The following is a 21,419-nucleotide window of genomic DNA, read 5'->3' as shown; positions in this document are numbered from 1 at the left end:
ACCTTAACGACGGTCGTGTTCGCCATGGCCGGACTGCGGCGGATAGCGGAAAGGTCAGGGTGCCGCGGGTTGTGTGGCCCGCGATCCCGTCGTTTTCAGCCCGGCGGACGCTCGAATCTGCGCTGCAGTTGGCGCCGCTCGCCCCGCCGGATGCGCGGGAGCATCTCGGGGGTCTGCGGTGGTCGCTGCGCGCGTCTTTTGCGTCCGGCGCAGAAGATACAGGCCTCGCCCGGCGGCGCATCTGGGTCGATGGGTGCCCCGGGGTGTTCGGAGCACCCGGAGGCGTTGCGGGGGCGGGACAGTTCCCGGGCGACGATGAAGGCGCGGTGCAGGTCGTCCGCTATCCGTACGAAGTCGCCGGCGGGGGAGGAGATCCCGAGGTGGAAGCGCTGGTCCTCGATCGTGCGGAGGAATCCGCGCAGCAGCTCGGGGGTGTACGGGGGCTCGGGCACCGGGTACCCCAGCCGGCGCTGCTCCCCCGGGACGGGGGCGGCGGGGCCGGGGCGCCCGCCGTGCCGACGCAGGCCGAGCCTGCGCCGGTCGTTGCAGATCAGGCAGCGGCCCCAGCCTTCGGGCGCCTCGGGGTCGAGGGCGCCGTTGGGGTGCTCGGGGCAGCCGGTGTAGCTCTTGGCGGGGGCCAGTCCCGCGGCGGTCTGGAACGCGGTGTAGAGCGCGTCGGCGAGGCCCTCGTACTCGGCGGGGTGGGAGCCGTCGTACAGCTCCCGGGCGTGGTCGCCGAGGCTGCCCAGGGTCGCCTGCAGCTCCTTGAGGGCGTACGGCCGCCCGGTGGGGACGGAGTACCCCCTGCCGTTGCCGTGCTGATCCTGTGGAGTCATGCCTAGAGCGTCCCACGGTCGACTGACAAGGGGGGAATGCGCAGGTGGCGGGCCCCTGCGCCGAGCCCGGCGGCCCGGGGTGCCGCGGGGCGGCACCCCGGCCCGGGCGGGGCCCGTCACGACAGCGGCCGGGCCCCCCAGAGGGGGTCCGGCCGTGTGACCGTCGAAGCGGCGCAGCCTAGAAGGCGGCCTCGTCGAGCTCCATGAGGCTGTTGTCGACGCTCTCGGCCAGCGCGCGCTGGACCGAGACGCCCGGGAGGACCTCCGCGGCGAAGAACTTCGCGGCGGCGATCTTGCCGGTGTAGAAGGGGACGTCCTTCGCGGCGGCGCCGGCCAGCTTCTCGGCGGCCACGGCGGCGCCCTTGAGCAGCAGGTAGCCGACGACGACGTCACCGGAGGCCATCAGCAGGCGGGTGGTGTTCTGGCCGACCTTGTAGATGTTCTTTACGTCCTCGCCGGTGGCGGTGAGGTCGACGATCATCCGGCCGACGATGGCCTCCAGGTCCACGGCGGCCTTGGCGAGCGCGTCGCGGGCCGGGGCGAGGTCGTCGCCGCCGACGGCCTCGGCGAGGAACTTCTTGATCGTCTCGGAGAGGACGTTCAGGGAGGCGCCCTGGTCGCGGACGATCTTCCGGAAGAAGAAGTCCTGGCCCTGGATCGCGGTGGTGCCCTCGTAGAGGGTGTCGATCTTGGCGTCCCGGATGTACTGCTCGATCGGGTATTCCTGGAGGTAACCGGAACCGCCGAAGGTCTGCAGCGACTGCGCGAGCTGCTCGTACGACTTCTCGGAGCCGTAGCCCTTCACGATCGGCAGCAGCAGGTCGTTCAGACCGACCAGCGCGGAGGCGTCCTCGCCCGCGGCCTGCTTGACCTGGATCTCGTCCTGGACGGACGCGGTGTAGAGCACCAGGGCGCGCATGCCCTCCGCGTACGCCTTCTGCGTCATGAGCGAGCGGCGCACGTCGGGGTGGTGGGTGATGGTGACCTTGGGCGCCGTCTTGTCCATGAAGTTGGCCAGGTCCGGGCCCTGCACGCGCTCCTTGGCGTACTCCAGCGCGTTCAGGTAACCGGTGGAGAGGGTGGCGATGGCCTTCGTGCCGACCATCATCCGGGCGAACTCGATGATCATGAACATCTGGCGGATGCCGTCGTGCTTGTCGCCGATCAGCCAGCCCTTGGCGGGGTGCTGGTCGCCGAAGGTCATCTCGCAGGTGTTGGAGGCCTTGAGGCCCATCTTGTGCTCGACGTTCGTGGCGTAGACGCCGTTGCGCTCGCCCAGCTCGCCGGTCTCCCAGTCGAAGTGGAACTTCGGGACGAGGAAGAGGGACAGGCCCTTGGTGCCCGGGCCGTGGCCCTCGGGGCGGGCGAGGACGTAGTGGAGGATGTTCTCCGACATGTCGTGCTCACCGGAGGTGATGAAGCGCTTCACGCCCTCGATGTGCCAGGAGCCGTCGTCCTGCAGGACCGCCTTGGTGCGGCCGGCGCCGACGTCCGAGCCGGCGTCCGGCTCGGTGAGGACCATGGTCGAGCCCCACTGCTTCTCGACGGCGATCTGGGCGATCTTCTTCTGCGCCTCGTTGCCCTCCTCGAAGAGCACGCCGGCGAAGGCCGGGCCGGAGGAGTACATCCACACGGCCGGGTTCGCGCCGAGCAGCAGCTCCGCGTAGGCCCAGATGAGGGAGCGGGGCGAGGTGGTGCCGCCGATCTCCTCGGGCAGGCCCAGACGCCAGTACTCGGAGTCCATGAAGGCCTGGTAGCTCTTCTTGAAGGAGGCCGGGACGGGCGCGGTGTTGGTGGCCGGGTCGAAGACCGGCGGGTTGCGGTCGGCGTCCTCGAAGGAGGCGGCCAGGTCGTTCTCGGCGAGCTTGGTCAGCTCGGCCAGGATGCTCTTGGCGGTCTCGGTGTCCATCTCGCCGAACGGGCCGGTGCCGTACAGCTTGTCGCGTCCGAGCACCTCGAAGAGGTTGAACTCGATGTCGCGGAGATTCGACTTGTAGTGCCCCATGGCGACGGCTCCGTTAAGGCTCGGGGAGACAGGTTCCTCGTACATACCAATCGGTAACAACATGATGCTACCCGCCGGTAATAAGAGCAACCCTTCGGTCCGGACTGTGACCAGGCTCAAGCTCGCACCACACCGTCTTGCATCCCGCGCCCTGTGTCACCCCCCAGCGCAGGGCCACCGCGTCGAGCAGGGCCAGCCCGCGCCCGGACTCGTCGGTTCCGGTTGCCCGGCGCAGTACGGGCCACGCGCGCGGATCGGGGTCGGTGAGCTCGACCCGCGTACGGGCTGCCCTTCCGGTGATCCGCGGGGTGGTGACGCGCAGGGTGACGGGGGTGCCCGCGCCGACGTGGGTGATCACGTTGGCCAGCAGCTCGCTGACGCAGAGCTGTACGTCGTCGCACGGCTCCCCGAGGTGTTCCCGTACGGCCCGCCTGATGCCGGCCACCGCCTCGGGCGTGGCGAGCAGCCGCATGCTGAGCCCGTTCACCGGTCGGCCAGTACGGCGGCCAGGCGCTGCGCGGTGGCGGTGTTGCAGTTGCCGAGGGTGATCAGGGGCGGGTTGCCGTAGCCGCTGGCGTAGGAGGCGAGGTGGAGGTCGAGGGAGGGCAACGTGATCCCGTGGGCGGCGAGCGCGGCGCGGAGCTGCGCCAAGGCCTCGATGGCCTCGCGGTCGGCGGGGTGTGTGCTCATGGGGGGTTTCCGTTCCGGGTGCGGACTGACTGTGACGAACCGCTCACAGCGTGCGGCCGGGGTGCGTACCGTGGGAAGGGTTTTCGGCTCCACTGTGCGAGGTGTGGAAAGGCGGGCCCGACGATGGCCGCACGGAAGGACATTGACGGCTCGGCGAGCGTGCCGGCCTTCTACGGCAAGGAGTTGCGCTGGAAACGCGAGGCGGCGGGCCTGACGCTGGAGCAGACGGTCGAGGGCAGCTTCTACGGGGTCAGCTACCTGAGCGAGATCGAACGGGCCCAGCGGCGGATGCCGTTGGATTTGGCGCGTCATGTGGATGCCGTCCTGAGGACGGACGGCTTCTTCGAGCGGTGCTGCGAGGACGTCCGTAAGGCTCGCAACGGCACCCTCGCGCCGTACTTCGCCCCGGTTGCCGAGATGGAGAAGCGGGCCCGGTCCATCGAGGAGTGGGCCCCTGCGCTCATTCCCGGGCTGCTGCACACGGCGCCGTACACCCGGGCGATCACGCATGTCACGCACCCTCTCGACCTGCCGGAAGAGGTGGACGTGAAGGTGCGGAACCGACTTCAGCGAGGACGGCTCCTTGATGAACCGCAGCGGCCGGAATACTGGGTGATCCTGCACGAGTCGCTGCTGCGGAGCCCACTTTTGCCGCCCGAGGAGATGGCGGATCAGCTGGAACACGTGGCCGCACTGGCGCGCCGCCGCCGGATCGTTCCACAGATCCTTCTGTGGAATGCACCCCTCAGCCCGTTCATGGGGCAGTCGATGAAGCTCATGGAGTTCGACGAGGAGCCGCCGGTCATGTACACCGAGGGCCCGTATGACGGCCAACTCATTGACGATCCGGCACAGGTGAAGCGGTACCTGAAGGCATACGATCGGCTCAGGGCCGCCGCACTGTCGTCTGAGGCGTCCCTCGCCATGATCGAATCGACAGCCGAGGACCTACGAAATGGCAAGCAGCGCAGCTGATTTCCCCAAGGCCGTCTGGCGGACGAGCAGCTACACCAACGGCGACAACGGGGACTGCGTCGAGGTGGCGGACGGGCTGGACGGGGTCGTGCCCGTCCGGGACTCGAAGCGGCCGGGCGGCCCCGCGATCGTCGTCACGGCGGCGGCGTGGGCGCCCTTCATCGCCACCCTCAAGGCGGTCTGACCGGAACTTGGCCGCCAGGCGGCCCACCGCCTCGATAGGCTTCGGCCCATGTACGGCTACGACCAGAACCCGGGTGCCCAGCAGGGCTACGCGCAGCAGCCCTCTCAGGGGTACGCGCAACAGGCGCCGCCGCTGTACCCCGAGCCGTCCCCGCCCTCGCTCGCGGACGCCGTGCGGGCCTTCACCACGGGGCAGCTCGCCGCCGAGGACTTCCAGCAGATCTTCGCCACCTCGAAGGTCTACTGCCCGCGCGGTGAGACCCCCGGCTTCCTGGCGCTGCACAACACGCAGCAGCCGGTCATCCCGATGTTCACCACGCTCAAGGAGCTCCGCCGGTACGCGGGCAAGGAGTCCAAGTACTTCGTGATCACCGGAGCCGAGGTCATCGACCTGCTCCCGACCGGGTACGGCTTCGTCCTCGACATGGAGGGCGACCACCGGATGGTGTTCGACGCGAAGGCGGTCGAGCAGATGGTCGACTACGCGATGCGCCGCATGTATGGCTAGACGCCATTGCCGCGCAGGCGGCTAGTCGCCATTGCCGCGCAGCCGGCCGGCCGCCCCGCGCGAACGCACCCCCAGCCCGCCCCCGCCGAATCCCCGGCGGGGGCGGGCTTCGTCGTGTCCGGGACCGGGCGGGAATGCGGACGAGGGGGGCGCTGTTCAGTCGGGTGTGGCAGAAAGTTCGACTTTCAACTAAAGTCGAAGCAGAAGGAGGTTCCGACATGCCTGCAGTGACTGTGGAGAACCCGTTGACGCTCCCCCGCGTCGCGGAACCGGCCCCGGAGACCGCCGCCCGAAAGGTGCTGGCCGTCACGACCGCCCCCGGTGGTTTCGAGGGCGAGGGATTCCCGGTGCGCCGCGCGTTCGCCGGGATCAACTACCAGTACCTCGACCCGTTCATCATGATGGACCAGATGGGCGAGGTGGAGTACGCGCCGGGCGAGCCCAAGGGCACCCCCTGGCACCCGCACCGCGGCTTCGAGACCGTGACCTACCTGATCGACGGAACCTTCGTCCACCAGGACAGCAACGGCGGCGGCGGAGTCATCAACGGCGGCGACACGCAGTGGATGACCGCCGGTTCCGGCCTCCTGCACATCGAGGCCCCGCCGGAGTCGCTCGTCGTCAGCGGCGGGCTCTTCCACGGCCTCCAGCTGTGGGTGAACCTCCCCGCCTCCGACAAGATGATGCCCCCGCGCTACCAGGACATCGGCGGCGGTCAGGTGCAGCTGCTGACCACCCCGGACGGCGGCTCGCTGCTCCGTGTGATCGCCGGTGAGCTCGACGGGCACCAGGGCCCGGGCATCACCCACACCCCGATCACGATGATCCACGCGACCGTCGCCCCGGGCGCGCAGATCACCCTCCCGTGGCGCGAGGACTTCAACGCCCTCGCCTACGTCATGGCCGGGCGCGGCTCGGTCGGCGAGGACCGGCGACCAGTCCAGACCGGGCAGACGGCCGTGTTCGGCGAGGGCGGCTCGCTCACGGTGCGTGCGGACGCCTCGCAGGACTCCAACGCCCCGGCGCTGGAGATCGTCCTGCTCGGTGGCCGTCCCATCCGGGAGCCGATGGCGCACTACGGACCGTTCGTGATGAACAGCAAGCACGAACTCCAGCAGGCGTTCGACGACTTCCAGGCCGGTCGCCTGGGCACCGTCCCCACCACCCCCCGCACCCTCTGACGGCGAGTGGCGCGCCCCCGCGCGCCACTCCCCTCCCGGCACCGGTGCCCGACCCCCCTCGCGCGCACCGGTGCCGGGATCGGGCACCTATGCCGTTGCTCCCGCCAGTCTGACCCGTACGGCCCGTATGAGCGGGGACCGGGCCGGTGCCGCGGGGTTGACGGGAGCCGGTGGGAGGCGGGTGTCAGCCCTCGGAGTCGTCCGCCTTCGCCTGCTCGTACAGCTCGAACCAGATCGACTTGCCCTCGCCGCGGGGATCGACCCCCCACGTGTCGGCCAGCATCTCCATCAGCAGCACCCCGCGTCCGCTGGACGCCATCTCGCCCGGATGCCGCTTGTGCGGTAGCTCGTCGCTGGAGTCCGCGACCTCCACCCGCAGCCGCCGGGTCCCCAGCTCGCCCACCGCCTCCGCGACCAGCAGCGCGTCGCCGTCGGTGTGCGTCAGTACGTTGGTCACCATCTCCGAGACCATCAGTTCCGCCGAGTCCACCTGGTCCGGGTCCGCCCAGTCGTGCAGCAGCTCCCGGATCTGCCGCCGGGCGCCCGAGATCCGTTCCGGCTCCGCCTGGGCCACCGTCAGCATGGTGCGCCGGCCCGGGCGCGTGTAATGCGGGGCGGTCGTGCCGCAGCCACAGCCCGCCCCTTCCCGGCACAGCAGGACCACGGCTATGTCGTCCTCGCGCCGGTCGGCCAGCGGGCCGGTGGTGTGGTGCGAGGACGGGCCGTGGACGGTCTGCACCAGCAGGTCCGCGAGCTTCTCCAGGTGCTCCCCGTCCGGCCCGTCGCCGTCCGAGCCGCCGGCGTCCGGGCCCGCGGCCTCCAGGACGGCCCGCAGCCGCGCCCAGCCCGTGTCCAGGTCGTGTCCGCCGGTCTCGATGAGGCCGTCGGTGCACAGCATCAGCGTCTCGCCCGGCTCCAGGGTGAAGCGGGTGGTGGGGTAGTCGGTGTCCGGGACGATGCCCAGCGGGAGGCCGCCCGCCGTGGGCCGCATCAGGACCGTGCCGTCCGTCATCCGGACCACCGGGTCGGGGTGGCCCGCACGGGCCACCTCCAGGAGGCCGGTGCGGGGGTCGCACTCCATGTAGAGGCAGGTGGCGAAGCGCGGGCTGGTGAAGTCCGGGTCGGAGCCTCCGGCGGTGTGGGCGGTGGCGTACCCCTCGGAGTAGCCGTCGGGGTACCCGTCGGGCCCGTCCTTCTCCTGCGAGGAGCACAGCCCGGCGAGGAAGCGGGAAGCCCGGGAGAGCACCGCGTCCGGCCGGTGCCCCTCGGAGGCGTAGGCGCGGACCGCGATCCTGAGCTGACCCATCAGGCCCGCCGCCCTTACGTCGTGACCCTGGACGTCGCCGATGACCAGCGCGAACCGACCCGAGGGGAGCGGGATCATGTCGTACCAGTCGCCGCCGACCTGGAGCCCGCCGCCGGTCGGGACGTACCGTGCGGCGATCCGCATGCCCGGGATCTCGGGGCCGAGCTGGGGCATCATCGACCGTTGCAGCCCGGTGGTGAGTTCCCGCTCGGACTCCGTCACCCCGGCCCGCTGGAGGGCCTGGGCCAGCATCCGCGCCACCGTGGTCAGCACCGACCGCTCGTCCGGCGAGAAGGACACCGGGTGCTTGAAGGCCGCCATCCACGCCCCTATGGTCCGCCCGGCCACGATCAGCGGGACGAAGGCCCAGGAGGACCGGCCGAAGGGCTCCGCCAGCGGCCACGTGGCCGCGAAGCGCCGCTTGTACTCCTCGGGCGTCGGCAGGTAGACCGCCCGTCCGGTCCGCACCACCTCCGCCGCCGGGTAGGCCGTGTCCAGCCGCATCTCCGTGAAGGGGCTCTCGTCCCCCGGTCCGTGCCCGTGGTGGCCGATGACCGACAGCCGCTCGCCGTCCACGCCGAACACCGCCAGTCCGTCCGGGCTGAACCCCGGCATCGAGAGGGAGGCGGCGACCCGCAGCACCTCGGCCGTCGAGCGGGCCTCGGCCAGCGCCCGGCCCGCGTCCAGCAGGAACGCCTCCCGGGAGCGCCGCCAGTCCCCGGTGATCGGGGTGTGCGCGGCGGTCGTCCCCGGCTGCGGCTCGGCGATCTCCTGGACCGTGCCGATCAGCTCGTAGTCGACCCGGCCGCGCGTGGTGCGCGCCTGCACCGGCTTGGAACGGCTGCGTACGGTGCGCAGCACCCGCCCCTCCGCGTCCACGATCCGCAGCCGGGCCTCGGCGAGGGTGCCCTCGGCGACGGCGAGGTCCACGATGGCGTTGATCTCGTTCCAGTCCACGGGGTGGAACCGCGACCGCACGGCCACCTCGGGCAGGACGGCGGGCCCGGCGGGCAGCCCGAGCAGCCGGGCGGCCTCGCTGTCGAGAGTGACCATCCCGGAGGCGTTGTCCCATCGCCACAGACCGGTCGCGATGGCTGCCAGGACGTCCTCGGTGCGCACCCGGCCATCTTTACAGGTGATCAGCCGACGCTGCCTGTTCAGGGGGAGCGGCCCCCTGTTCCGGGCGGACCGGCCACCCGCCCGGGGCGGGCCGGGCCGCGTGTACGGGGCGCCCCGGCTTCCCGTACGGGGCCCGCCACGGCCGCGCCAGCGCGGTACCCGTCCCGGACGGTAACCTTGTGACGGTTGAATCCACCCTGGTATCGCGAAGAACTGGATGACTGATGCATCGGTACAGGTCCCACACGTGCGGCGAGCTTCGTGCCTCCGACGTCAACGCTGACGTCCGGCTGAGCGGCTGGGTGCACAACCGTCGAGACCTGGGCGGCATCCTCTTCATCGATCTGCGCGACCACTACGGCATCACGCAGCTCGTCGCCCGCCCCGGCACCGCCGCGAACGAGGCGCTGAGCAGCGTCAGCAAGGAGACCGTCGTCCGGATCGACGGCAAGGTCGTCTCCCGCGGCGCGGACAACGTCAACCCCGAGCTGCCCACCGGCGAGATCGAGATCGAGGTCTCCGAGGTCGAGGTGCTCGGCGCGGCCGGCCCGCTGCCCTTCACGATCAACACCGACGACGGGGTGAACGAGGAGCGGCGCCTGGAGTACCGCTTCCTCGACCTGCGCCGCGAGCGCATGCACCGCAACATCATGCTGCGCTCGGCCGTCATCGCCTCCATCCGCTCCAAGATGGTGGCCCTCGGCTTCAACGAGATGGCGACCCCGATCCTCACCGCGACCTCCCCCGAGGGCGCCCGTGACTTCGTCGTCCCCTCCCGCCTGAACCCGGGCAAGTTCTACGCCCTCCCGCAGGCGCCGCAGCAGTTCAAGCAGCTGCTGATGATCTCCGGCTTCGACCGGTACTTCCAGATCGCGCCCTGCTTCCGCGACGAGGACGCCCGCGCCGACCGCTCGCCGGGCGAGTTCTACCAGCTCGACGTCGAGATGTCCTTCGTCGAGCAGGAAGACGTCTTCCAGCCCATCGAGAAGCTGATGACCGAGCTCTTCACCGAGTTCGGCGGCGGCCGCGCGGTCACCTCGCCGTTCCCGCGCATCCCGTTCCGCGAGTCGATGCTCAAGTACGGCAACGACAAGCCCGACCTGCGCGCGAAGCTGGAGCTCGTCGACATCTCCGACGTCTTCGAGGGCTCGGAGTTCAAGGCGTTCGCCGGCAAGCACGTGCGTGCGCTGGCCGTCCCGGACACCGCCGGGCAGCCGCGCAAGTTCTTCGACGGTCTGGGCGAGTACGCGATCTCGCTGGGCGCCAAGGGCCTGGCCTGGGTGCGCGTGGGCGAGGACGGCGGCCTGACGGGCCCCATCGCCAAGTTCCTCACCGAGGAGAACATCAAGGTCCTCACCGAGCGTCTCGGCCTGGCCGCCGGCCACGCCGTCTTCTTCGGCGCGGGCGAGTTCGACGAGGTCTCCAAGATCATGGGCCCGGTCCGGGTCGAGGCCGCCAAGCGCGCCGGCCAGTTCGAGGAGAACGTCTTCCGCTTCTGCTGGATCGTCGACTTCCCGATGTACGAGAAGGACGAGGAGACCGGCAAGATTGACTTCTCGCACAACCCCTTCTCGATGCCGCAGGGCGGCATGAAGGACCTGGAGGAGAAGGACCCGCTCGACATCCTGGCCTGGCAGTACGACATCGTCTGCAACGGCATCGAGCTGTCCTCCGGCGCCATCCGCAACCACGAGCCCGAGGTCATGCTCAAGGCCTTCGAGATCGCCGGTTACGACGCGGAGACCGTCGAGCGGGAGTTCGCCGGCATGCTGCGCGCGTTCCGTCTCGGCGCCCCGCCGCACGGTGGCATCGCCCCCGGCGTCGACCGCATCGTGATGCTCCTGGCCGACGAGCCGAACATCCGCGAGACGATCGCCTTCCCGCTGAACGGCAACGCGCAGGACCTGATGATGGGCGCGCCGACGGTGCTGGAGGAGTCCCGTCTGCGCGAGCTCAACATCGCGCTGCGCAAGCCGGTGGAGACCAAGTCCTCCGAGCCGGTCGAGAAGTCGGTCAAGCCGCACCAGTAGGCCGCGGCCGCGGCTCCCCCGCGGAGCCGCCGTGGACGACGCGAAGGGCCCGGGATCGGTGATCCCGGGCCCTTCGCGTCGTCTCGCGTCGATCAGAAGCGGTCGAGGACGCCCTTGAGCAGGGCCGCCGAGGTCAGCTCGCGCGGGGCCGGGCCGGCGTGGAAGAAGCCGGCGTTCTCGGCGTCCAGCTTGCGCAGGAAGTCGAAGGCCTTGGAGTCGTGGTCGCCGAAGGCGACGAACTGCCAGTGGATGTCGTGGGCCGCCGCGTCGGCGAGGGCCTGCTTGGCGGGCTGGCGGTTGTCGGGGGCGCCGTCGGTCTGGAACACCACGAGCGCGCGGTGGTCGCCGCCGTCCTTCTGGTAGCGCTCGACGACCGCCTCGACCGCCACGTGGTAGCTGGTCCGGCCCATGCGGCCGAGTTCGGCGTGGCGGGACTCGACCCAGGCGTCGTCGTGGGCGTCCAGGGTGAGGTCGGCGGTGCCGTCCACCTCCGTGGAGAAGAAGACGGTGTGCACGGTCGCGTCCTCGTCGAGGTGCGCGGCGAGGGCGAGGGCGTGGTCGGCGAGGTACTGGGCGCTGCCGTCCTTGTAGAAGCCGCGCATCGAGCCGGAGCGGTCGAGGACGAGGTACACCTTGGCGCGGGAACCGGTCTTGCCCTTGCCCCGCAGCACCTGACCGGCGGCCTTGTAGGCCGCGGCCACCTCGGGCGCCTGCCGCTTGACGGCGGCGAGCGCGACGGCCGGCCCGGCGGTGACCGCCTCCGCCTCTGCCTCCGGCTCGGGGGCGGCGGTCTCCTCCTGCGCCTGCGCCGCCTGCGCCACGGGCTCGGCCTCCGCTGCGGCGGCGACGGGCTCGGGCTCCGGCGTGACCTCGGCCTCGACCTCGGGCTGGGCTTCCGGCTCGACGGCTGCGGCGGCCGGCTCGGGCTCGGGCGTGACCTCGGGCTCGGTCGCGACGTCGGCCGCCGGCTCCTGCTCCGGCTCCGGCTCGGCCTCGGGCTCGGCCGCAACGGCCGGCTCGGGCTCGGTCGCGGCGACCTCGGCTGCGGTGGCGACGGGCTCGGGCTGGGCTTCCGGCTCGACGGCTGCGGCGGCCGGCTCGGGCGTTACCTCGGGCTCCGGATCGGCCGCGGGCTCGGCCACAGCGGCCGGCTCGGGCTCGGTCGCGGCGACCTCGGCTGCGGTGGCGACGGGCTCGGGCTGGGCTTCCGGCTCGACGGCTGCGGCGGCCGGCTCGGGCTCGGTTGCGACGTCGGCCTCGGCTACAGCCGCCGGCTCCTGCTCCGGCTCGGCGGCGACCTCCAGCGCGGGTTCCGCTTCGGCGGCGGGCGCTGCTTCCGGTTCCGGCTCGGCGGCAGGCTCCGGCGCGGGTTCCGCTTCGGCGACGGGCTCCGGCTTCGGCTGGGCCGGCTGCGCAACCGGGGTGGCGGAGCCACCGGTTGCCGCCTCCGACGTCGCCGCAGGCGACGGGCGGCGGGCCTCCGGGACGGTCGGGTCCGTCGTCTGGGGCGGCGCCGTCAAAACCGTGCCCGGCTCACGGTCGCGCGGCGCGGACTGCGGCGGGACCGTCGGGTTGTCGAAGGACGCCGCCACCAGCTCGGCCGCCACGTCCAGCGGCGCGCGCTCGGCCTGGTTCGGGACGGCCGCCGACGGGGCGTCCGTCGAATCCGGAACCGGTTCGGGAGACCGTCCGAACACCTTGCGCAACAAGCTCCGAATACCCATGGGCCAGGCCTTTCGCATGTGTGCGTGCGTCATTTGTCCGTGCTGCGCGGTAGATCCCTACCCAGAGTGGACACGTAAGGTTATCGGCCCCTTGGCTGGAACGTCGGCAGGGGCGCCAATCGTGGCGTTCCTGTCACCTACGCGCCCCCGGGGCCTGCGGGAACTCCTCATCCACCCCCTTCCCTTCACGCGGCGTTCATCTCCGCGCCGTGGCGTACGGGCCCTTTGGGGGTGGTTTCACGTGAAACATCGGCTGTTGAGACGGTCAACTGCCGTCAGTGTTCGGTGGCGATGGCCCGGGCGGCGGCGACCTCCTGATGCAACGGGGCGAGCACGGAGTCCTCCGCACCCGCCGGCAGGGGGGCGGCTCGGACCCCTCCCGGGTTCCTGTTGGTCCGTACCCCCTCGGCCAGTCCGCGCAGCTCGGCGGTGACGACCGCCACGTCCTCGGGAGCGGGCGGTGCGACTCCGTGGTTGACGCGCACCCTGGCGGCGGTCGTGGCATCCACGATCCGCTCGACGGCCACGACCAGGGGCCACCACGCGGCGGCGCGCGCCCCGGTGGGCGGAGGCTCCGTCAACGCCCTCTGGAACTCGCTCCGTACGCCTGACAGCTCCCGGTAGATCCGCCGGCGGGCGTGGAGCCTCGCGGTCCGCGCGGCTGCCTGATCGACATCGGTGGTGTCGGGGACGCTGAAGGCGCGCTCCACGTACCGTGCCGAGTCCTCGACGGCGTCGGCCAGCCGGTCGCCGATCCGGGTGTGCCAGCTCTCCGGCCACAGCAGGTATCCCGCGACCAGGGTGATGGCGCAGCCGATCAGGCTGTCCAGCAGCCGGGGGCGGATCAGGTCGAAGCCCTGGTGGTTGAGCTGGTCGGACAGCAGCAGGATCACGGGGGTGATCGCCGCGGTCTGGAAGGCGTACCCCTTGACGGAGAACGCCGGGATCAGCGCGGCCAGCACCACCATGACCGGCACGTCCCACCAGCCGCGGGGCACCTCGGAGAGGACGGCGGCTGCCAGGACCAGCCCGACCGCCGTGCCGAGCGCCCGCAGCACAGCCCGCGAGAACACCGACCCGAAGTCCGGCTTGAGGACGAAGGTGACCGTCAGGGCGACCCAGTACGAGCGCTCGACCGGCACGAGGGAGACCAGCGACTGCGCCAGCCCGATGCAGAGGGCGAGCCGCAGCCCGTAGCGCCAGGAGGCCCCCGACAACGCCATGTCGCGCACCGCGCGCTGGGCCCGGACGCGCAGGGCGGCGGGCCTGCCGAGCCGGTCGTCGATGTTGTACGAGTCCGGTTCGTCCTGGTACACGATGGTCGCCGCGTACCGAAGGGCCTTGTCGACGGCCCGCTGGGACGGTCCGTGTGGCGCGGGAAGCTCCAGGGCGGGTTCCCCGGTGTGCTCCTCCTCCACGGCGCGGGCCAGCTCCCGCACCGCCGCCGGGACCTCGGGCGGTAGGGGACGACCGCTCAGGTGCGCGGCGGGCGCGGCGTCCACGAGCGGGACCAGCACGTTCAGCTGGGCCACGATCCGCACGAGGGAGGGGTTGCGCCCGTGGTCCCGGGCCCGACGGCCCAGGACGAGGTCGTAGGCATGGTTCAGCGCCTGGGTGACCTCCAGGCGACGCTCCTCGTACGCGGGCCGGCCGGCCGCTTCCAAGGCGTCGGCGAGGGCCCGGTAACAGGCCGCGACGGCGGCCCGTTCGGGTTGGCGTCCGCGCAGCGGCCAGCCCAGCAGGCTCAGCGCCAGCACGAACAGTCCGCCGGTGGCCAGCAGCAGGGGCGCCGTCCACCAGGGCTCGGGAAGCGGCAGCCCGGCGCCCACGACGGCGTTGAGCAGGAGCAGCAGCCCGGACACGGACGCGACGGTGCCGATCGAGGAGATCATCCCGGAAACGAGGGCGATCAGGGTGAGGACGCCCACGGCCAGCCAGCCGCGCCCGAAGACGAGCGTCCCCAAGGCGACGCCGACGGCGCCGAACAACTGGGGGACGGCGATGTTCAGGATGCGCATCCGGTAGGCGTCGGCGGTGTCGCCGATCACCCCGGACAGGGCCCCCATCGAGACGAGCGCGCCGTATTCCGGCTCGTCGAGGGCGAAACCCACGGCGAGGGGGGCCGCGAGCGCGATCCCGGCGCGCACGACGGCGGCCCAGGGCACCGGTGTCCGGCTCGGCCGCAGCCCCCGGAGCAGCCAGGCGGGCGGCGTCAGCGGGATCTGCCGGGTACCGGACCGGCCCCCCGGCTGCCCGGGCGGTATCTGCTCCGTGCGTCGTTCGCTGCTCATTCCCGCTTCCGTGGCGCCGCTCGCGAATCGGTTCTGCTGGGTCTGGGTGGGGAGGGTCTGCGGGGAGGTTCTACGGGGGTCTGTGGAGGTCTGGGAGGTCTGGGCCTTTGGGCACGTTCCGAGCTTATGGGGTGCGGCGCAGTCGTCCGGTCAGCCAGGCGGCCAGCGCGGCGGCGAGACCGATGGCCAGCACCACCCACGCGGTGGTGCGCAGGAACGAGGTGAGCGCGTCGTATACCGCACCCGCGGCCGGGCGGTCGACGTCGGGCGGCAGGTCGTCCAGGGTCAGGCGGCGGCAGACTTCCACGGTGATCCAGAGCAGTACCGCCCCCACGGCGAGCCCGATGCCGGTGGCGAGAACGGCGCGTCGGCGCCGCACGGCGACGGCGACCGCCGTCAGGGCGAGGACGAGGGTCAGCAGCGGGAGCCATACGCCGGCGACCTGGAGCATGCGAAATCCTCTCCGGAGCGCGCCGAGATCGTCGTACTCCATGACCTTGACGGACAGGTGCGTGACGGGGATGCGGTCCGCGAACGGGACTCCGTCCCCGACGAGTTCCCCCTTGACCTCGGCGAGCACGGGCGCCAGATCGATGGTCAGGGCGTTGCCGTGACCGGTGGTGAGCGCCCGGAAGAACGCGGCGTGCGCGGCGCGGTTCGCGGCGTCCCACGCCGTCCGGTAGGCCGGTGTCCCCACGAAGGACCGCAGGGCCTCGCCCAGCAGGGTGTCGACCCCGCCCTGGAAGGGCCCGGCGTCGATCTGACCGGCCAGGGCGCGGGTGCCCTGGGTGACGACCACGTTCTGTACGGCGGGGTCCCGGGCCAACGGGGACATCGCGGCGGTGTAGCGGTCGGCGTTCCCCAGCTCACGGTCGGCCCAGTAGGCGATGGCGCTCGCGGGCACCAGGAGGGCCACGAGCACGATCAGTACCGCCGACAGCGAGGTGCGCACGTCACCAGGGAACGCTCTCGCGACCCCGTCGGGCCAGCCCTGTTGCTGCGATCGGGTGACCCCGGACGCGGCGCGTCGCCCGGGTGGCCGCCTTGATCCACTTGCCGGCCCGGAGCGGGGGGTGTGCCCTGGAGGGTGGACAGAAAGGAGCCGGCCATGGCACACGCGGCACCCACCGCTCCCCGGCGGCCCCAGCTGACGACAGGGGCTGACACCCGGCACGTCAGTAGGAGCGCACTGGTTCTCCCCCTGCTTCTCGGTCTTGTGTACGGGGTCTGGGCGGCCTTCATCCAGCGTCAGATGGGACCGGTCGACGCCGGAAACGTCTTCTACGGAATCCTGTGCGGCGTCGTCTTCGCCGGCTGCGTGTTCGCCCTCGCCCGGTTCGGGCCGCGGCTCGCACGAGAACCGCACGCGGCCGCCTGGGGCGCCTTCGCGGGCATTGCCATCGGCTACCTGTTCAGTCTCACCAACGAATCGGTGCTCCGCTCCACGGCAATCGGCTTGGCCGTGGCCGTGGCCACCGGGCTCACCGCCTTCTACCGGTACTACACGCACGAGGACTGATCCCGTACGTACCGCCGGGCGGCGCCGGTCCGCGGGACCGGCGCCACCCCACGACTCACTCCGCCGGCGCCGCCTCGGCCGGGCGCCGGGGCGCGTTCCCCGCGAGGCCGGTGTCTCGGACGGTGTCCCGGCCGGCGTGCTCGGACTCGGGGCGGCGGGTCGACGGCGGGGTGGAGCGGGCGGCTTCGGCGCGGAGCATGGCGTTCAGGGCAGCGTACGGGTCGATGGGCATGACGGAACCTCACGGTGTCGCAGGAGTGTGGGCAGGAGCGCTGCTGGGGGCGGCACCGAACCGCGCGAGGCACCCGCGCGAGGCACCCGCGCGGTGGGCACGCCCGGGCCCGCTCAGCAGCGGAGGACCACACTCCGAACCGTCGGCCGCGACGACCCCGCCACGGCCGCCCCGACCGGGGTGGCGCTCGGGGGGTGAGCGGCGCGTTTCACGTGAAACACCGCCGGCGGCCGCCGTACGCCCGCCGTCTCGCGCGCGAAGACCCGCGGAGCCGGCCGTGCCTCGATGTCCGAGGCCGGATCGGACGACCCGTCGGAGGGCTCCGCCGGTGCGGTGGTGGCAGGACGGGACTCGACGGCCGCTGCCGCCGAGGGACCGGCGCCGAACACGCAGAGCAGCACGACGCAGACCACCGTCAGGGCCTTCGCCGTCACCACCCGCGCGTACCGCGCATCGTTCATGCCCTGCTGTGTGCCCCGACGCGCGGAAGCCCCCGCCGCCGTGGGGCGAGAAACGCCCGTTGGGGGGAGGAAGACACCCCTGTCGGGGGACGAAGAACCCTGCCCGCCGACCGGCGCCCGGCCGCGCGGTTCAACGCGTGTGGTGGCGCCCCGTCAACCGGGCCAGGACGACGGCGTCACCGCCGACGAGCCTCAGCCCCGCGCGTTCCGGCCGCTCGGTCCGCTCGGCGCGTTTGCGAGGCTCCGGCATCCCGCCCGCCTCCACCGGCACGACCCGGACCACGGTGAACACGGCCGTACGGTGGTCCGCGCGGGCCACTTCGATGAGGCGCCCGCGGCGCAGACCGGCGAGCCGCAGCTCCTTCCCGCTGACGACGGCGATACCGGCCGACCCCGGGGCCGGGCTTTCGGGGTCCCACCGGACCCTGCCCTCCGGGTTCCGTGCGGAGACGTGGACGTCCACCTCCAGGCTCGGAACCCGCAGGCGCACCGGTCGCGCCGCCCGCATCGGCAGGACCTGGGTGGTGGAGGAGCCCCGGGCGGGCCGGGAACCGGCGCCGGATGCGTCCGGACCGGCCTGGCCGGGATACTCACCGCCGTGCTCCAACTCCCGCACCAGGCGACGGTGACCGGTCAGCCCCAACGCCCGCGACGGCAGCGCGTCGCTCACGGTGACGGCCTCGGGCTCGGCGCCCTGGGTGCTGTGCAACATCGCTACGCCGGTGCCGAGCAGAGTGACCGTCAGCGCACCGACGACCCACTGGGCGCGGGCCATGGCATTCCCTCCTGGTCCGGCTCGGGCGGCCGAATCCTGTCAGCAGTGGAACGCCCGCGGCCCCGGTACACATCGGGAGGCGCCGGACACCGCCGACATGTCACCGGAGTGTCGTAACAGCTCGGGCGCGTCTTCGCAGCTCGACGAGGGTGAGCGCGCCATTTTTCGGCCGGCGCGACCGGTACGCCCGTACGGGTGAGGAGGGAGACGGCCGTGGCCACCGCCGGGCGGGAGTGGTCGTCTCGGGGCGGGAGCAGCCCCCGGGTCAGACCACCACCAGTGCCGCCGCCGTGACGCCCATCAGCGCGGCGGCGACATGGATGGCCGGATGCCCGTAGTCACCGAACCAGAGTTGCCGGGCCAGACCGCCGAGGCCGGCGAGGGCCACGATGACGCCGATCTGGGCCAGCAAGGTGATGGCGGTGAAGGGGGCCAGGAGCAGCAGGACCGAACTCAGCCAGAACGGGGCGGCGCCCGTCCAGCCGCGCCATTCCCAGATCGCCGTCTGCATGTGCCACCGGCCCCTTTCCCGTCAACTTGTCGGCTGCACAGCCTCCTTGGGCGCGATGGCGGGCACAAGTGCGCGTTCGGCTAGATATCCGAAGGACAGGCCGAAAGTCGCCCACAGTGCCGCTTGGATGGTGAGGGTCGCGATCCGGAACTGCCAGATCAAGACGGCGGGGAAGTCCGCCGGTACCTCGTTGATGCCGGGCAGGAAGGCGTACGCGAGGGCGATCGCCACGACGAACGCGAACCCGGCGACGATCGAGGCGTTCCAATTGCCCATGCGGGGGGCGAGCCGCCGCCCCAGAATGAGCGCACCCGAGGCGAGGAGCACGCTCAAGGCGATCATCAACACGAAGAGCGTCGTACGGCGGACGACCGTATCGGGGTCGCCGACCGCCGGCGGGTTCGAGGGGTACTTGAAGAACGGCACCAGGTTGACGGTGACGAACAGGCCCCCGGCGACCAGAGCCGCCGTGGCCCGCGGGCCGAAGCGGCCGATGCGGCCCAGGGCGTAGCAGAAGACGAGCGCGGCGATGCCGCCGAGCGCGACCCCGTAGAGCAGGGTGCCGGTGCCCAGGCCGGCCGTGGCCTGGAGGGCCCGGCTGACCGGGGCGGCGGCCTCGTCACCATGGTGGTGACCGGCGGAGGCCGCCTCCTCGATGGCGATCGCGGCGTCCACCTTCGACTCGCCCAGGACGTAGGCGACGAGGAAGGCGGCCAGACCGGCCAGCAGGCCGGCCAGCATGCCCCGCACGAGGAGCACGCGAGGGGATACGGAGTTCATCTGGATCGGGACTCCGGATCAGTGGCAGGGGAAGCCGAGGAGGTGACGGCCGTCGTGCATCCACTCGTGGACGGTGTTGCCCTCGAAGAGCGCGGTCGCACCCTGCTCGGCGCCGACGAGGTAGAGCAGGAAGAGCGTGACGATCCCCGCGAAGACCGCCCAAGGGGCGAGCGCGGAAAGGGAAATCGGGGCAACGGCGGCGGGAGCCGTCGTGGGCGCGGCAGAGTGAGCCATGGCAGAACCTCCAGAGGGAACACGCGTCCCGGTCAGTGGTGCTCTTTGACGACGGTGGCGGGTCTGACTTCCCTCCCCGTACCCGTGCGGGAGGTTTCACAGTGGCGCGACCGTGCCGGATTCTCACCGGTACTTCCGTCATACCGTCGTCATGTCGTCCGTGACCGTACCGCGCGCGTGGCCCGAACACCACGGCGTGTGGGCGCCGTCTCACGCCCCGGGCGCGCGCCGGTCCCTTCGGCCCTACCCTCTTGGCATGTCTGTCGTACGCCTGCGCCTCGTGACGCCACCGCTCGGTCCGGCCGCCCGCCAGGGGCGGTTCGGGGTCGGGGCACCCTGCCCGGGGCACGAGGGGCTGCGCGGCCAGGAGATGGGCGAGTGGGCGGGCCGGACCCTGGACGAGGTCGCCGCCGGGAATCCCCAGGCGGTCGGGCAGTGGCTCACCGACCCGTCGTACGCGCCCCCCGGCGGCGGGGAATCGGTGGCGGCCCTGATCGCGCGCACGGGCGCTCATCTCACCGGTCTCGGACCGGGCACGCACCGCGCGGTGGTGGAACAGGCCGTCGTACGGGCGGCCGTGGTCTACGCCCTGGACCTGCCCGGGGCGGCGTTCTGGCGGCTGGACGTGCGGCCGGACACCGTCACCACCCTCACGGGACGCTCCGGCCGTTGGAATCTGCTCGTGGGACAGCCCGACCCGGCTTCGCGCCCGGACTCGCAGACGAACCCCTCCACGGACGCCGGCACGGACCCGCGTCCCGCGGCGCGGTAGCCGGAGGGCCCGGACCCCGCGGCGCGGTCCGGGCCGAACACGCGGAGGGCGTGGGTGTTACGCGACGATCCAGTCGCTGGTCGCGATGACCGGCTGCACCCCGTCACGGTGGATGGTGCCCTCGATCAGGCCGTACATCCGGTCCGCCGCGAAGTAGACCTCGTTGTCGTTCTTGAGGCCGAAGGGCTCCAAGTCGACGAGGAAGTGGTGCTTGTTGGGCAGGTTCAGCCGGACCTCGTTGACCCGCGGGCAGTTGTCCAGGACCCGCTCGGCCATCTGGTTCAGGGTCTGCTGGAGCGAGTACGAGTACGTCTCCGCGAAGGCCTCCAGCATGTGCTTGCGGACCTTCTTGTACGACCGGTCCCAGTCGTGCTCCGGGTCGTCGGCGGCGAGCGCCGAATGCGCCCAACGCGCGGTGACCTTGGTCGCCAGGATGCGGTCATACGCCTCTTGGAGGGTCGTGTACTTGTCCTTGATGTAGCCGTGGAACTCGGAGTTCGTCGAGTTCATCACCGTCAGGTCCTTGAGGCCCGAGATGACCTGGAGCCCCGTCGTCTCGCTGTAGGTGATCTGCGCGGTGCGCACCTCCTGGCCCTTGCGGACGAAGGAGTGCTGCTCCTTGCGCGTCGGCACCGGGATGCGGTCCCAGGCGTACTCCTCGATGCGGATCTGCGCCTCGTGGATCGGCTGCTGGGAGGAGACGAAGTGCTTGGCGAGGAGGATGCCGAAGGCCTCGGGGGAGTCGATGCCGTGTTCCTTGCCGAAGGCGTACACCGTGTTCTTGGTGGTGTCCGTCGGCAGGCAGTTGGCGTTGTCGCCGGTCAGGTGGACATCGCGGAACTCGCCGCGGAGCGCGACCGAGACGTTGAGGTCACGGATCTCGTGCCAGGAACCTCCCCCGGACTCCGTCCGGGAGGTACCCCCATTGCCCTTGCGGGTGACCTTGACGATGCGGTTCTCGGCCTTGCCGTACTGGTTCTGGGCCAGGACGTGCTTGCTCATGCTGTCTTCCTTCGGGTCTCGGGAACACGGAGTCCGGTGGTCTGGATCCCGTACGCCCGGCGTCCAGCGTCCGCCCGAGAGAAGGCGTGCCGCTCCCCGCCGTTCGGCCGCGTGGGGCCGCCCCGGGACTGACGTGCATCCCGGTCCGTAGGTGCTGGTGGTGGTGCTGCCGCGGTGCTCGCCGGCGCTTCGTACCGCTCCACGGATTGCAACACGCGTACGGTGCGATATCCCCCGCACGGATCATCCGAATACCCGCACCCACGCCTTGGGCGACCCCACAGC

General features: G+C 71.6%; 22 protein-coding genes. 7 read left to right on the top strand and 15 right to left on the bottom strand.

Annotated features, from left to right (window positions below; translation table 11 throughout):
* Window positions 1-95: 95 nt before the first annotated feature.
* From E6R62_RS00520 to E6R62_RS00505, 4 genes are all read right to left on the bottom strand, one after another.
* A complete protein-coding gene (locus E6R62_RS00520) occupies window positions 96-836 on the bottom strand; it encodes a hypothetical protein (RefSeq protein WP_136210184.1) in 741 nt (246 codons plus the stop codon).
* Between the two features lie 178 nt (window positions 837-1,014).
* Window positions 1,015-2,841, bottom strand: coding sequence for an acyl-CoA dehydrogenase (locus E6R62_RS00515; protein ID WP_136210181.1), 1,827 nt, complete (start codon window positions 2,839-2,841; stop codon window positions 1,015-1,017).
* Window positions 2,842-2,908: 67 nt separating this feature from the next.
* On the bottom strand, window positions 2,909-3,328 hold the full coding sequence (locus E6R62_RS00510; RefSeq protein WP_240801405.1) for an ATP-binding protein: 420 nt from the start codon (window positions 3,326-3,328) through the stop codon (window positions 2,909-2,911).
* A complete protein-coding gene (locus tag E6R62_RS00505) occupies window positions 3,325-3,531 on the bottom strand; it encodes a hypothetical protein (protein WP_136210179.1) in 207 nt (68 codons plus the stop codon). The genes E6R62_RS00510 and E6R62_RS00505 overlap by 4 nt, the downstream gene beginning before the upstream one ends.
* Window positions 3,532-3,654: 123 nt before the next feature.
* Between E6R62_RS00505 and E6R62_RS00500 the strand changes: the two genes are divergently transcribed.
* From E6R62_RS00500 to E6R62_RS00485, 4 genes are all read left to right on the top strand, one after another.
* Window positions 3,655-4,506, top strand: a complete 852-nt coding sequence (locus E6R62_RS00500; RefSeq protein WP_136210177.1) for a helix-turn-helix transcriptional regulator — start codon at window positions 3,655-3,657, stop codon at window positions 4,504-4,506.
* Window positions 4,487-4,690 carry a DUF397 domain-containing protein gene (locus tag E6R62_RS00495; RefSeq protein ID WP_136210175.1) on the top strand — a complete coding sequence of 68 codons (204 nt, stop codon included), beginning with the start codon at window positions 4,487-4,489 and terminating at the stop codon, window positions 4,688-4,690. The genes E6R62_RS00500 and E6R62_RS00495 overlap by 20 nt, the downstream gene beginning before the upstream one ends.
* 48 nt (window positions 4,691-4,738) lie before the next feature.
* Window positions 4,739-5,197 carry an SseB family protein gene (locus tag E6R62_RS00490; protein ID WP_136210173.1) on the top strand — a complete coding sequence of 153 codons (459 nt, stop codon included), beginning with the start codon at window positions 4,739-4,741 and terminating at the stop codon, window positions 5,195-5,197.
* Between the two features lie 218 nt (window positions 5,198-5,415).
* On the top strand, window positions 5,416-6,378 hold the full coding sequence (locus tag E6R62_RS00485) for a pirin family protein (protein WP_136210171.1): 963 nt from the start codon (window positions 5,416-5,418) through the stop codon (window positions 6,376-6,378).
* A gap of 184 nt (window positions 6,379-6,562) precedes the next feature.
* Here the strand turns inward: E6R62_RS00485 and E6R62_RS00480 are convergent, their stop codons facing one another.
* A complete protein-coding gene (locus E6R62_RS00480; RefSeq protein WP_136210169.1) occupies window positions 6,563-8,803 on the bottom strand; it encodes a SpoIIE family protein phosphatase in 2,241 nt (746 codons plus the stop codon).
* Window positions 8,804-9,027: 224 nt separating this feature from the next.
* Here E6R62_RS00480 and aspS point away from each other — a divergent pair, with 224 nt between their 5' ends.
* Window positions 9,028-10,833, top strand: coding sequence for an aspartate--tRNA ligase (aspS, locus tag E6R62_RS00475; RefSeq protein WP_136210167.1), 1,806 nt, complete (start codon window positions 9,028-9,030; stop codon window positions 10,831-10,833).
* 92 nt (window positions 10,834-10,925) lie between these two features.
* Here the strand turns inward: aspS and E6R62_RS00470 are convergent, their stop codons facing one another.
* The 3 genes from E6R62_RS00470 to E6R62_RS00460 all read right to left on the bottom strand — a co-directional run bounded on the left by E6R62_RS00470 (window position 10,926) and on the right by E6R62_RS00460 (window position 15,800).
* Entirely contained in the window at window positions 10,926-12,557 is a 1,632-nt protein-coding gene (locus E6R62_RS00470) for a VWA domain-containing protein (RefSeq protein ID WP_136210165.1), read from the bottom strand.
* Window positions 12,558-12,832: 275 nt separating this feature from the next.
* On the bottom strand, window positions 12,833-14,848 hold the full coding sequence (locus tag E6R62_RS00465; RefSeq protein ID WP_136210163.1) for an FUSC family protein: 2,016 nt from the start codon (window positions 14,846-14,848) through the stop codon (window positions 12,833-12,835).
* Window positions 14,849-14,972: 124 nt separating this feature from the next.
* The gene (locus tag E6R62_RS00460; RefSeq protein WP_136210161.1) at window positions 14,973-15,800 is read right to left on the bottom strand and encodes a hypothetical protein; all 828 of its coding nucleotides are present in this window, start codon (window positions 15,798-15,800) and stop codon (window positions 14,973-14,975) included.
* Window positions 15,801-16,100: 300 nt separating this feature from the next.
* Here E6R62_RS00460 and E6R62_RS40580 point away from each other — a divergent pair, with 300 nt between their 5' ends.
* Window positions 16,101-16,367, top strand: coding sequence for a hypothetical protein (locus E6R62_RS40580; protein ID WP_240801404.1), 267 nt, complete (start codon window positions 16,101-16,103; stop codon window positions 16,365-16,367).
* 55 nt (window positions 16,368-16,422) lie between these two features.
* Here E6R62_RS40580 and E6R62_RS39310 read toward each other — a convergent pair whose 3' ends face one another.
* The 6 genes from E6R62_RS39310 to E6R62_RS00430 form a co-directional block, all read right to left on the bottom strand.
* Window positions 16,423-16,599, bottom strand: a complete 177-nt coding sequence (locus E6R62_RS39310) for a hypothetical protein (RefSeq protein WP_168713921.1) — start codon at window positions 16,597-16,599, stop codon at window positions 16,423-16,425.
* Between the two features lie 113 nt (window positions 16,600-16,712).
* The gene (locus E6R62_RS00450; protein ID WP_136210157.1) at window positions 16,713-17,060 is read right to left on the bottom strand and encodes a hypothetical protein; all 348 of its coding nucleotides are present in this window, start codon (window positions 17,058-17,060) and stop codon (window positions 16,713-16,715) included.
* Window positions 17,061-17,190: 130 nt separating this feature from the next.
* Window positions 17,191-17,835, bottom strand: a complete 645-nt coding sequence (locus tag E6R62_RS00445; protein WP_136210155.1) for a hypothetical protein — start codon at window positions 17,833-17,835, stop codon at window positions 17,191-17,193.
* 265 nt (window positions 17,836-18,100) lie between these two features.
* Window positions 18,101-18,346 (bottom strand): hypothetical protein, encoded by a 246-nt coding sequence (locus E6R62_RS00440; protein WP_136210153.1) that lies wholly within the window; start codon window positions 18,344-18,346, stop codon window positions 18,101-18,103.
* Between the two features lie 21 nt (window positions 18,347-18,367).
* On the bottom strand, window positions 18,368-19,126 hold the full coding sequence (locus E6R62_RS00435) for a CbtA family protein (RefSeq protein ID WP_136210151.1): 759 nt from the start codon (window positions 19,124-19,126) through the stop codon (window positions 18,368-18,370).
* A gap of 18 nt (window positions 19,127-19,144) precedes the next feature.
* Complete coding sequence (locus E6R62_RS00430; RefSeq protein ID WP_136210149.1) at window positions 19,145-19,360, bottom strand: CbtB domain-containing protein; 216 nt, start codon at window positions 19,358-19,360, stop codon at window positions 19,145-19,147.
* A 256-nt stretch (window positions 19,361-19,616) separates the two neighbouring features.
* Between E6R62_RS00430 and E6R62_RS00425 the strand changes: the two genes are divergently transcribed.
* On the top strand, window positions 19,617-20,132 hold the full coding sequence (locus E6R62_RS00425) for a histidine phosphatase family protein (RefSeq protein WP_240801403.1): 516 nt from the start codon (window positions 19,617-19,619) through the stop codon (window positions 20,130-20,132).
* Between the two features lie 57 nt (window positions 20,133-20,189).
* On the opposite strand, the gene pucL is transcribed toward E6R62_RS00425, so the two are convergent.
* Complete coding sequence (pucL, locus tag E6R62_RS00420) at window positions 20,190-21,134, bottom strand: factor-independent urate hydroxylase (RefSeq protein WP_136210145.1); 945 nt, start codon at window positions 21,132-21,134, stop codon at window positions 20,190-20,192.
* Between the last annotated feature and the right edge of the window lie 285 nt (window positions 21,135-21,419).

The organism is Streptomyces sp. A1136, assembly GCF_004795055.1.
Classification (GTDB): domain Bacteria; phylum Actinomycetota; class Actinomycetes; order Streptomycetales; family Streptomycetaceae; genus Streptomyces.
This window is presented reverse-complemented; position numbering and strand designations above follow the sequence as displayed.